An 11943-nucleotide genomic window follows, 5' to 3' on the forward strand; every position below is an offset into this window, starting at 1 on the left:
ATTAGCAATTAGAGTTTTTCCGTTTACACTGAAACGAACGGAGAACGTCTGATGAAAAAATCACGCTACACGGAATCGCAAATCGTCAAGATCCTCAAAGAAGTGGAAGCGGGTCGAAAAGTGAACGAAGTCTGCCGTGAATACGGCATTTCCGATGCAACTTACTACAACTGGAAATCCAAGTACGGCGGCATGGAAGCTTCTGATGTTAAACGACTGAAAGAGCTAGAGGACGAAAATCGAAGGCTCAAACAGATGTTTGCAGATCTCAGCCTCGAGCATCGTATTGTCAAAGATATCTTAGAAAAAAAGCTGTAACGCCAGCGGTTAAACGTGAACTTGTGGAATACGTTCGGCAACACTTTCAGGCCAGCTTAAGGATGGCCTGCCGCGTGGTTGGCATCAGTGATTCAGTGTATCGGTATCGTCCTGACCCGCATCGTGATGATGAAGTCATTGCCAAGCTGCAGGAAGCAGTAGAACGTTACCCTGCGTATGGCTTTGGAAAACTCTTTAAAGTCCTTAAACGTTGGGGGCACGCATGGAACCATAAACGGGTATATCGCGTGTATTGTTCGCTAAAACTCAATTTGAGGCGAAAGGGTAAGAAACGCCTCCCTAAGCGAGAACCAGTGCCGCTTTGTTGTCCTGATTGGGCGAACAGTTGTTGGTCTATCGACTTTATGAGCGATGCCCTTGTCTGTGGCCGGCGTTTTCGCACCTTCAACGTTGTTGATGACTTCAATCGAGAAGTGTTGGCCATTGAAGTGGACTTGAACCTCCCCGCACCGAGAGTTATCCGAGTCCTAGAGCGTATTATTGCTTGGCGCGGTGCGCCTCAAAAACTACGCATGGACAACGGCCCTGAGTTTGTCTCAACGGCATTGGCCGAGTGGGCGGAAGAGAACCGCGTTGAGCTTGAATTTATCCGACCAGGCAAGCCAACAGAAAATTCATACATTGAACGCTTTAACCGAACCTATCGAACTGAAGTTCTCGACATGTATGTTTTTAAAACGCTGTCCGAAGTCCGAGAAATCACCGAAAACTGGATGAAGGAATACAACAACGAGAGACCGCATGACTCTCTCAATGACCTAACCCCTTGGGAATATCTGGCTAAGTATGAAAGCAGGAAAAGCTCTAATTTAGACTGTCACTAAAATGGGGAGGGTTACAACCTCACCTGGCCGCTACGGCTGTCGGGTTCGGATTCGCAACCATCGATTTGAAGCGGCTTGGTATTACAACTGGTATCTCAGTACCAATCAAATGTCACAGCGAAACAACAAAGAACAACGCGTTCGCTCAAAGCATTTAGCCAAAGGCAAAGGCTTTCGTTACCCACCGGGGCGCTTTTCAAAAGCCAACGATGAATGGGAATCCGATCTTATTGAGTACACAGAGGATGCATTCGCACTGATCCGCGAAGTACGGCATGAAATCCTCACCATCAAACAAAAAGCGCAAATCTGTACAAAACGACTTAACAAGCTTCGTGAACACTTTCAAAAAATGGAGAAGCAAAATGGCTAAGAAAACCACACCCAACGTCGGCATAACACAACTAAACAAGGAAATTGAGTTAAGTAATCTCAAGTTGAAGCTGCCTGAGCCAGTTCCTTTGCCAGAAAGAATCGATGGTTTATCTGATTTCGTTGCGACAGAGTCAAAGCACTTGATGGCAGCAGCAAAAGAACTGAAGAAACAAATGGATAAACTAAAGAAAGCCTTATCAAAAGAGTACAACGTCGAGTACCCATTTCGCTATGAGTTCATTGTTACGAGTGAACAGCGCTTACCTAAAATCAAATGGCATCGCGTGATCGCTCGTGGAGGCTGGTATCCAGAGCTTGAAACCCAAGAAGTTTCAAATGGGGTGTTACGTCGTTTTTCACATGCGATGGATTGGGAGATTCCACTTTATCTGTATTTGCTAGACGAACTCAACCAACTGGAACAGCGTGTGAAGCCAATAAGAGAGCTGTCTAGCCAGGTGAGAAAAACGATGCGAGCGATAAAAAAACTGCACATTTAACTCTATCCAATCTGGAAGCTTCTCACCACAGTTTGCATTTTCAAAATCGATGATACGCTGGTAGTAAAGTGAGGAGAAAATGCTGTGATGAGATTGAAAGTTCAGGTTGAAAAAATCAATGCTGCAAGCGTCGATATCGCTTGGTTCGCGGGGTTGAACAATCACGGTATCGTTACGGTTCAAATTGCTCAAAGTGAGTTCCGGTGCGCTGTAGCAGAGTTAACGGCGGCTAGGTTCTTAATTCTCGACAAACAGGTACTCGGGCGCTTACCAAACAGCGGTAAAGGTCTCGCACTCAGCCTAACCAAAGAAACCATTTTAGCGGCCAAGAATGAAGCTCTCAAAGCAGCCGCACTGTTTCTGTCCAACCGTCTATCCGGTATCAAACTTTATTCTGACGAGATTGTTGATATCACTCATCCAGAAACAAAAGACATTATTACGCCTTATGCTTCACCCTATCCGACGTTTGAGGTTGCAAAACTTGGCACCATCGCCATCAGTAACCATGCAATGCAACGCTACCAACAAAGACACAGGCAAGGTGATATTCGCAATCCGTGGCACAGCTTACAGAAGCAACTCTCCCATCCAAATCTAGAAAGATTGGCTTTGTCATCAAGAACACGTTTTCAAAAGCTACTCCGTTACGGAAGCGAGCAACATGAAATTTGGGCCAACCCTACAGGCAATCTTTACTTTCAAATTGCATCCTTAGCGGAGCACAAGTTGGTTGTGACGGTTTTTTCTCAGGTAACGCATGCTTTCGATGAAATTCATGCTTAGGAAAGCTAAGCTAAATAGAGATAGAAGATACTTACAGGAGGTGAATATGGAACTTTGGATTTGGCTGGGAGGTTTATTACTGACAGTCGCCGCAGTCGGTGGGGTATTTTGGTATTCAGGACGACAGCGATAGCTTTATTACTAGTCGATGTTATCGAGTTCCTGCCTGATCTGCTCAATAAGCGCCTGCTTTTTAGTTTCACTGAGCTTTTCAATCAAACATGCCAGTTCCGCTGAGCTGTCGGAATCTGAAAAGAAAAATGCAACAGGCACACCAAGCTCCTGAGCAAGCTTTTGTAGCGTACCGATATCGGGCATATGACGCCCCTTTTCATAATGATTCATACGGCCACTCGCTGAACTTGGATCCATACCCAAACGGATACCAAGCTCCCTCTGGCTGATACCAACGCGGTTTCTTGCCTGTTTAAGGCGCTGTGGAAATGGATTTGTTTTAGACAAGTGAGAATCATCATCAACCTACGATGCTTAGATTTTCTAAGTTTTAATTATACCTGTATACTTAGGAAAACTAAGCACAAAATGGAGACTAAGATGAAAACACTAAAAAAGTTCGCACTATTTTGCGTTTTTTGTCTTGGTGCGTTGGTGACTGTATATCAAAGCTGGGGAGTGATATTGATGGCCTTCCCAAGCGTTATTTGGCTACATAAGCCTTTGAATGTTATCCACAGAAATAAGTACATCGCGTTGTTATTTTGGTTGGTACTCTTTTATGTAAACTGGCTATTCGCTAGTGCCGCCGCCCTCACCTATTTCTTCATTCATGTCTGGCATTTGCACCAACAGAACATTCCACTCAATGACTCGTCTTGCGTTAAGCGAGCGCCTCGACGCATCAACCCAAGCACTGGTTTGTTGATGAAGAACAGACACTTTGACATGACAGGTGAAGCTTATGGCTGGAAGATTGATTGATATGGGTTGGTGATGATCACTTTTGCTCCTAATGGGAAGGATCGTAATAACAAAATGATCCACGATCCATAGCAAAGCCCCCGATCAACAACTGGTGAGTTTAAAGATCAAAAGATATCTCCTGCTTATCCACAATGTGTCAATTTGGTGATCACCCGATAAATAACTGCAAAATCAAATTGTTTTGAAAAGGAAATTTCTCATGAAACCGAAGGCTAGGTTTACTCCATTATCGTTACTCATTTTGCTCACTGGATGCGCCTCTACATCAACTCCTATCCAATATGACAACAGCCACAGCCGTGCTCATAACATTGCGCATGCAGGTGGGCTCTACCAAACAGAAGACAAAGTCATTCCAATGAAAGATTTTGAGGCATTTAAGCTCGCGAAAGCTGCCGCAGGAAATACATTGTTGCTCACGTCTTCAGTAGGCGCGGGACTTGAGTTAAGTGAAGGACTAAGCCTTGGTTTGCTAACGTCATTGCTGGAACAGCCTGATATCGCTTCACGAAACAGCATTATTGCTTGGATGCCTATACAAGAAGCGACATCCGCTCGAGACGCACAGCAAAAGTTGCTCTACCACTTCAACGCAGCCATCGAAACCGTGCTTCAAGAACAATCTATTAACTATGAGCGCACGAATGGCAATTCAGAACAAAAGATAGAGTTCTACTTCCATAGTGCTGACTACCAATGTCCAAAATACCAAGCTGGTATGACAAACCAGGACCTATGCTATATCACCGCAGAAGTTTTCGAACCGAGAAGAACGATGTCACCATCTTTCGTCAACGATGGACAGGAAAGTTTTGCATTTGAATCCAACCATCACGTCTACTACCAGAGATTTAGAATTTCGCCAGGCAAGAATAGTGACATCCCTTCTGATGCACTTTACGCAGCTATCAGTAGTAAGTTGCCCGATTGGATCTTCATCTATATAGCAAAAGGGAACATTCACTTTGGTAAACAGACGATCACCACCCCTTACCTGCTAGAGAGTGGAAAACCACTTTTGTTTGTCGCTGCTGAAGAGAAATAACGTGAAAGCTGATCCGGTTTCCCACCATTCCCACTTTTCCCATCCTGATCTATGATGGAAGTCATCTTGGGAAGTCAGTATTTGACCATAAATTGCAATTTGGTCCCCAATCGGTCCCCAAGACGTCGCGCGAGGCCAGCTATTATGGGAAACTTCACTTTCTGTATCGGTAAATAATCCACCAAGGCTGCCTCCGGGCAGCCTTTTTTCCAACAGGCGAACTGTCCCCTTTTTGCTACACTTAGTTGCAAATTCCTTCAACCAGCCAACGCAATGATCAACAGCCTCAACCCCATTCTCAATATGGGAATAACACGCTGCGACAAACTCCAGATACATCATCTCCGTATGGTAAATCTGTTGGCCTGTCTTTGCACAGCGGGGACCTTGCTGTTTTCAGCACTGTTCTGGTTTGCCTTTGGCAGTGCCACTGCTGCACTGTTAAATGGATTGTTTGCAGTGTTGTACCTCATTACCTTCGTGCTCACCCGTGAAGGTATTCTTTGGATTGCCAAATATTGGATTTTTATTATTTTCTTTCTTCAGCAGTTATTCCTTCCCTTGTTTGTCCTTTCCGATAACTTCGAAACTGAACTACTGTTGTTGGTGGTCCCTACTGCGGTTGTACTGGTGTTCGATCCCAAAGCACGTTTTCCCCGCTATGGTCTTTCCCTTATTGCGATATTCCTGCTTTTTCTGGCTAAAACGCTCCCTTCTTCCGATCCCGTTCTTGGCTTGACAGGCACCAATGCACAGGCAGCCTACCTATGCGTTATCCTGATCCTGGTATTGGCATCCGTCGCGCTGACAGACTTCTATCTCGTGGATTTACATAACATCGACGAGCAATCGAGAAAGCTGGTGCATGAAGATCTATTGACCGGCACCGCCAACAGCCAGAGCCTCTACAATCAGGCTGATGAGCTGTTTTTCCTATCACGTCGCCGCAACACTCCCCTGTCAATCATCGCAATCAATTTGGATGACTTTTCACAAATCAATGAGATGCATAGCCGGCAAACCGGGGATCAGGTATTAATACACATCGCGGATCTGCTGCGGGAACAGCTTCCCGCCGATACACCCATTGGACGGCTGCATGCAGATACCTTTGTGGTTTTGCTGAAAAATACCTCGGCAAATAAAGCAATGAACGTTGCCGAACAGATCAAGCTAGCCATTGGGCGCAGCGTACTGCTGCTCGATAACACAGCGGTGAAACGTACCGCCAGCCTAGGAGTAACCACGTCAAGCGATGCCTGTATCAGTGGCGCAAAGCTTGTCGATACGGCCAATACTGCCGTTAACCATGCCAAGAAACGGGGAAAAAACAAAATTCAGGCACTTCCCCCCAAAAGCTTTACCTGTTTTTTCCGTAATGAAAGCTACCCGCCAAGCTGACTTGACGCACATACATCCGCCCTTCAATACTAACGGACATGAATAAACCGTTAGAGAACAATCTTATGAAGGAATTAACCCTGATCACCGGCAGCACCCTGGGTGGGGCTGAATATGTTGGCGATCATCTGGCAGAATTGCTTGAACAGGAAGGCTATAACGTCAACGTGATCAATGAAGGTGAGTTGGCCGACGTCACCAATGCCACTCACCTGTTGTTGGTGACCTCTACCCACGGCGCGGGTGATTATCCGGATAACCTAGCCCCCATGATGGCTCTGCTAAAAGATTCAAAACCGGATTTAAACGCACTCAAATATGCCATTGTCGCTATCGGAGACTCCAGTTATGACACGTTTTGCGGTGCAGGAAAAGCCGCTTCAGCACTGTTTAAATCACTGGGAGCTCGCGAAAGTGCCCCGATGCTGGAGATCGATATTCTCGACCAACCACTTCCGGAGGAACCTGCTGAAAAGTGGTTATCCCAACATAAACTGGCAATCTGTGAATAAATCAGAGAAAAGGGAACGTAAAAAACATTCAATTATGTGATCTCTATATTGTGGATAACTATAGATCTAAACAGTGATCAACCTATAGTTATCCCAATAATAACTTTACTCATCTCCTCCCCTTGTTGATAACTACCCATTTTGATCCCAAGCAGTACAAGATTAGATCCAAGCTAACGCACAGATATTGATCGCAACTAACACCATGATCATGTTGATCATTTATGACTTATCCACAAAGATCGTTCGCCGTAATAAGAGATCAACATAAAGATCTATATAAAGATCTTATATATTTTTAGCGCGTTCCCTTTCGATCAAAGATCACACTTTTGGTTCTCTCCGTATCTGAAAAGCGCTAGAATGATCCTCTTTTGCTCAACCAACCGATCAACCCATTCCTTATTGAGGTCACACCATGTTTTACCAGGATAACTTTGATGTCATCGTTGTCGGTGGTGGTCATGCAGGTACGGAAGCTGCATTGGCCGCTGCACGTATGGGTCAGCAAACCCTTTTGCTAACCCACAACATCGATACATTGGGGCAAATGTCATGTAACCCGGCCATTGGCGGGATAGGAAAAGGACATCTGGTGAAAGAAGTCGATGCGTTGGGCGGCCTGATGGCGCGGGCAATTGACAAAGGGGGGATTCAGTTTCGTACCCTGAATGCGTCTAAAGGGCCCGCAGTCCGTGCAACCCGGGCACAGGCTGACCGGGCACTGTACAAGGCAGCGGTCCGTGAAGCGCTGGAAAACCAACCAAACCTGATGTTGTTCCAACAGGCGGTGAATGACCTGATTGTTGAACAGGATCAAGTGACCGGTGTGGTGACCGAAATGGGTCTGAAATTCCGTGCCCGTGCAGTGGTTTTGACCGTAGGCACTTTCCTTGGTGGCAAGATCCATATCGGCCTGGAGAACTACGCAGGTGGCCGTGCCGGCGATCCCCCTTCGATCGCCTTGGCTGATCGTCTCCGTGAATTGCCCTTCCGTGTTGACCGCCTGAAAACCGGTACCCCACCTCGTATTGACGCGCGTACCGTTGATTTCAGTGTGATGCAAACCCAGCATGGCGATAAACCATGTCCGGTATTTTCTTTCATGGGCAAGGTGTCAGATCACCCCCGTCAGGTACCGTGTTATATCACTTATACCAATGAAAAAACCCATGATGTGATCCGAAAAAACCTGGATCGCAGCCCTATGTATGCCGGTGTGATTGAAGGGATCGGTCCGCGCTATTGTCCGTCAATTGAGGACAAGGTCATGCGGTTTGCCGATAAAGATAAACACCAGATTTTCGTCGAGCCAGAAGGACTGACAACGAACGAGCTGTACCCTAACGGAATTTCCACCAGCTTACCGTTTGATGTCCAGATGGGGATCATCCGTTCTATCAAAGGGTTTGAGAATGCCCGCGTGATCCGTCCTGGGTATGCGATCGAGTATGATTTCTTCGATCCTCGCGATCTGAAACAAACCTTTGAGACCAAATTTATCAAAGGCCTGTTCTTTGCCGGTCAAATCAACGGCACAACGGGTTATGAAGAAGCGGCTGCACAAGGCCTGCTTGCCGGTACTAATGCAGCGCTATTTACCCAGGATAAAGAAGGTTGGTGCCCTCGCCGTGACCAAGCGTATATGGGTGTGTTGATTGATGATCTGTCGACCATGGGGACCAAAGAACCGTACCGTATGTTCACTTCCCGTGCTGAATACCGTCTGCTGCTGCGTGAAGACAACGCGGATCTTCGCCTGACCGAAATGGGCCGTGAGCTGGGACTGGTAGATGACGAGCGCTGGGCACGCTTTAACCAGAAACTGGAGAATATGGAACAGGAAACCCAGCGTTTGCGCAGTACCTGGATCCATCCAGCCTCCAAACACGCGGACGCACTTAATGCGATCCTGAAAACCCCTCTATCCCGTGAGGCGAACGGTGAAGATCTGCTGCGCCGTCCGGAAGTGACGTATAACGATCTGGTGGTAAACCCGGTATTTGCGCCGGCTCATGAGGATGTACAAGCCTCTGAACAGGTTGAAATCCAGGTTAAATATGCCGGTTATATCAATCGCCAGAAAGAAGAGATTGAAAAATATATCCGCCATGAAAACACCCGTCTGCCGATTGATTTGGACTACACCCAGATTAAAGGGCTGTCCAATGAAGTGGTTGCCAAATTGCGAGATGCCCGTCCGGAAACTATCGGCAAGGCGTCGCGTATTTCGGGTATTACACCAGCAGCAATCTCTATTTTGCTGGTACACCTGAAAAAACAAGGCATGCTGAAAAAAGGGGCCTGATAGACCGTGAAACAACGTCTGGCACAACTGATTGAACAGGCAGGGATGCAAATCCCTGCCGACCAACAGGATAAACTGATTGGTTATGTGGAGATGCTCCACAAATGGAACAAAGCGTACAACCTGACCTCGGTGCGTGACCCGAATGACATGATCGTCAAACACATCATGGACAGCATTGTGGTGAGTGAGCACCTGGATGGCCGCAATTATATTGATGTCGGAACCGGTCCGGGGCTACCCGGGATCCCGCTGGCGATCATTAACCCGGAGAAATCCTTCACCCTGCTTGACAGCCTCGGTAAGCGTATTCGCTTTATTCGCCAGGTACTGCATGAACTGAATATCACCAATGTCATCCCTGTGCAGAGCCGGGTAGAAGACTTCCAGCCTGAGCAGGGATTTGATGGTGTACTGAGCCGTGCGTTTGCCTCCATGAGTGACATGGTGAACTGGTGTCATCATCTGCCAGCCACAGGCGGTAAGTTCCTTGCGCTCAAGGGGCACGTCGATCAGGTCGAGATTGACGAACTTCCTGCAGGATGTTCTGTGACAGATATCAAACCTTTGACTGTTCCGGGATTGGAAGGTCAACGTCATCTAGTAATCTTGGTTCATTAGGATTATTGGCGAGGGGCGTCTTGTGGGAAAAGTCATAGCTGTTGCAAACCAAAAGGGAGGCGTTGGTAAAACAACGACCTGTATCAACTTGGCAGCGTCGCTGGCAGCAACACAGCGCAAGGTACTGGTGATAGACCTTGACCCACAGGGCAATGCAACCATGGCCAGTGGTGTGGATAAATATGATGTTCATGCCACTGCCTATGATTTACTGGTTGAGGAAACCCCGTTTAACGATGTGGTTGTGACAGATACCACAGGCGGTTACCACCTGATTGCCGCCAATGGTGATGTGACAGCGGCTGAAATCAAACTCATGGAAGTGTTTGCCCGCGAAGTCAGGTTGCGTAATGCACTTGCTGACGTTCGTGAAAACTATGATTTCATCTTCATTGATTGTCCCCCTTCTCTGAACCTTCTTACAATCAATGCCATGACAGCAGCGAATTCTGTTTTGGTTCCGATGCAGTGTGAATATTTTGCACTGGAAGGACTGACCGCACTGATGGATACCATCAGCAAGCTGGCCAGTGTGGTGAATGCTGACCTGCATGTGGAAGGCCTGCTCAGAACCATGTACGATCCGCGCAACCGTCTGGCGACAGAAGTGTCTGAACAGATCAAAAAGCACTTTGGAGACAAGGTCTACCGAACGGTCATTCCTCGCAACGTACGCCTTGCTGAAGCGCCAAGTCACGGCAAACCGGCAATGTACTATGACAAGCACTCCAGTGGTGCCAAATCCTACCTGGCACTAGCCGGAGAGATATTGCGCCGGGAAGAACAGACCAGACAGGCTGTTGCCAACGCGTCTTAAGGAACCTGAATGAACGCTACCAAACGTGGATTGGGTAAAGGGCTCGATGCGCTACTGGCTACCAGTGCCAAAGCACAGGCCCGTGTCGATCTGAACAGTGAAACCCAGGAAGCAGTAAACAACAGTGAATTACAGCAACTGCCATTGTCGGTATTGCGTCCCGGTGTGTATCAACCCCGTCAGGATATGGCGCAGGACGCATTGGAAGAGCTGGCTGAATCCATCCGCGCCCAAGGTGTCATTCAACCTTTGGTTGTACGTCATATCGGCGACAGGCAGTACGAAATTATTGCCGGTGAACGCCGTTTCCGTGCGGCCAAAATTGCAGGTTTGACCCAAGTCCCTTGTCTGGTCCGTCAATTGAATGATAAAGCGGCCAGTGCTATCGCACTTATTGAGAATATCCAACGTGAAGATCTCAATGCGATGGAAGAAGCGGAAGCGCTGGACCGTTTAGTCCATGACTTTTCGCTTACCCACCAACAACTGGCCGAAGCGCTGGGGAAATCCCGAACGACTATCAGTAATTTATTGCGGTTGAATGGCCTTGAGGCTGGCGTAAAAAAACTGTTGTCTGGACGGCAGCTGGAAATGGGCCATGCCCGTGCACTGTTAGCTTTAGAAGGTGAAGCCCAGATTGAAGCGGCATTAGCCTCGGTGAATAGAAAACTCACCGTCAGACAGACGGAAGCGCTGGTGAAAAAAATGTTGGCACCGGCAGCGGAAAAATCATCGAAATTCATGTCACCAGAACTGGCTGCAGTTCAGGATAGATTGGCGGATAAATTGGGTACTTCTGTGAATCTGTCTCAAAGCAAGAGTGGTCGTGGTAAGTTGGTGATTAACTTTGATCAGGACGAAAAACTCATGCAAATTCTTGCAATTCTTGGAGAGGAATTGTGATATAACGCGTTGTGTTTTTGTTACATATTTTTGCTTACTGTGATCAGGTTACCCTGTTGTAAAATTTAGCCTCCCTTTTTGATGTGATGAGATTGCATTCAAAAGGGTGACCCGTATAATTTTCGCAGTTTTCCCAGCACGACCAAGGTGCTAAGAGGAAAGGAATCGAGGAACGAATACATGGTATCGACGCTCACGCGACCCGGTCGCAAGCTTGCGAAAAGGTTGCTGCTGTTACAAGTGTGCGTCGTGTTAGCAACGGCAATCTTGATGGTCGCGGCCATCAATGTCGACTGGGGAGTTTCCGCACTTATTGGCGGTGGCATTTTTGTCATTGCCAACGCAGCCTTTGCGTTGTGCGCATTCCTTTTTAGTGGAGCAAGAGCAGCGAAGCTCGTTGTAGCATCATTCTACAGTGGTGAAGTGCTTAAGATTTTGCTGACAGTCGCGTTGTTTTCCGTTGTTTACCTGTATGCCGAGGTGGAACTTATTCCCCTCAAACTGACCTATTTGCTGGTTCTTGGGATCAACATCCTTGCACCAGTTTTATTCATTAACAACAACAAATAG

At 47.2% G+C, this 11943-nt stretch carries 13 protein-coding genes and 1 pseudogene; 13 read left to right on the forward strand and 1 reads right to left on the reverse strand.

From position 1 onward, the window contains the following. Positions 1-51 precede the first annotated feature (51 nt). The 4 genes and pseudogenes from AC6IB1_RS16760 to AC6IB1_RS16775 all read left to right on the forward strand — a co-directional run bounded on the left by AC6IB1_RS16760 (position 52) and on the right by AC6IB1_RS16775 (position 2824). Positions 52-1163, forward strand: a protein-coding gene (locus AC6IB1_RS16760; protein ID WP_497566314.1) for an IS3 family transposase whose coding sequence is annotated in 2 segments (ribosomal slippage) — positions 52-304 and positions 304-1163 — 1113 coding nt in all. Because the reading frame shifts where the segments join, the coding sequence is not laid out codon by codon here. A gap of 16 nt (positions 1164-1179) precedes the next feature. Then, positions 1180-1536: pseudogene (mobI, locus tag AC6IB1_RS16765) on the forward strand (conjugative transfer protein MobI(A/C)); the annotation flags it as partial. Beyond that, complete coding sequence (locus AC6IB1_RS16770; RefSeq protein WP_497567576.1) at positions 1529-2038, forward strand: hypothetical protein; 510 nt, start codon at positions 1529-1531, stop codon at positions 2036-2038. The pseudogene mobI and the gene AC6IB1_RS16770, both read left to right, overlap by 8 nt. Before the next feature lie 87 nt (positions 2039-2125). Further along, entirely contained in the window at positions 2126-2824 is a 699-nt protein-coding gene (locus tag AC6IB1_RS16775; RefSeq protein ID WP_497567577.1) for a hypothetical protein, read from the forward strand. A gap of 141 nt (positions 2825-2965) precedes the next feature. On the opposite strand, the gene AC6IB1_RS16780 is transcribed toward AC6IB1_RS16775, so the two are convergent. Next, complete coding sequence (locus AC6IB1_RS16780) at positions 2966-3286, reverse strand: helix-turn-helix domain-containing protein (RefSeq protein WP_079863607.1); 321 nt, start codon at positions 3284-3286, stop codon at positions 2966-2968. Positions 3287-3379: 93 nt separating this feature from the next. On the opposite strand from AC6IB1_RS16780, the gene AC6IB1_RS16785 reads away from it, so the two are divergent. From AC6IB1_RS16785 to AC6IB1_RS16825, 9 genes are all read left to right on the forward strand, one after another. Beyond that, the gene (locus AC6IB1_RS16785; RefSeq protein WP_497567578.1) at positions 3380-3763 is read left to right on the forward strand and encodes a hypothetical protein; all 384 of its coding nucleotides are present in this window, start codon (positions 3380-3382) and stop codon (positions 3761-3763) included. A 202-nt stretch (positions 3764-3965) separates the two neighbouring features. After that, the gene (locus tag AC6IB1_RS16790; RefSeq protein ID WP_497567579.1) at positions 3966-4811 is read left to right on the forward strand and encodes a hypothetical protein; all 846 of its coding nucleotides are present in this window, start codon (positions 3966-3968) and stop codon (positions 4809-4811) included. Between the two features lie 273 nt (positions 4812-5084). Further along, entirely contained in the window at positions 5085-6212 is a 1128-nt protein-coding gene (locus AC6IB1_RS16795) for a GGDEF domain-containing protein (protein ID WP_497567580.1), read from the forward strand. Positions 6213-6277: 65 nt separating this feature from the next. Further along, positions 6278-6724, forward strand: a complete 447-nt coding sequence (gene mioC / locus AC6IB1_RS16800) for an FMN-binding protein MioC (protein ID WP_497567581.1) — start codon at positions 6278-6280, stop codon at positions 6722-6724. A gap of 418 nt (positions 6725-7142) precedes the next feature. Next, the gene (gene mnmG, locus AC6IB1_RS16805) at positions 7143-9032 is read left to right on the forward strand and encodes a tRNA uridine-5-carboxymethylaminomethyl(34) synthesis enzyme MnmG (protein WP_497567582.1); all 1890 of its coding nucleotides are present in this window, start codon (positions 7143-7145) and stop codon (positions 9030-9032) included. A 45-nt stretch (positions 9033-9077) separates the two neighbouring features. Continuing rightward, positions 9078-9653, forward strand: a complete 576-nt coding sequence (rsmG, locus tag AC6IB1_RS16810) for a 16S rRNA (guanine(527)-N(7))-methyltransferase RsmG (protein ID WP_497569166.1) — start codon at positions 9078-9080, stop codon at positions 9651-9653. 22 nt (positions 9654-9675) lie between these two features. Further along, a complete protein-coding gene (locus AC6IB1_RS16815; protein WP_497567583.1) occupies positions 9676-10470 on the forward strand; it encodes a ParA family protein in 795 nt (264 codons plus the stop codon). A 9-nt stretch (positions 10471-10479) separates the two neighbouring features. Further along, positions 10480-11373, forward strand: coding sequence for a ParB/RepB/Spo0J family partition protein (locus tag AC6IB1_RS16820; protein ID WP_497567584.1), 894 nt, complete (start codon positions 10480-10482; stop codon positions 11371-11373). A gap of 180 nt (positions 11374-11553) precedes the next feature. Beyond that, a complete protein-coding gene (locus AC6IB1_RS16825; RefSeq protein ID WP_497567585.1) occupies positions 11554-11943 on the forward strand; it encodes a F0F1 ATP synthase subunit I in 390 nt (129 codons plus the stop codon).

This window comes from Grimontia sp. THUN1695, assembly GCF_059704325.2.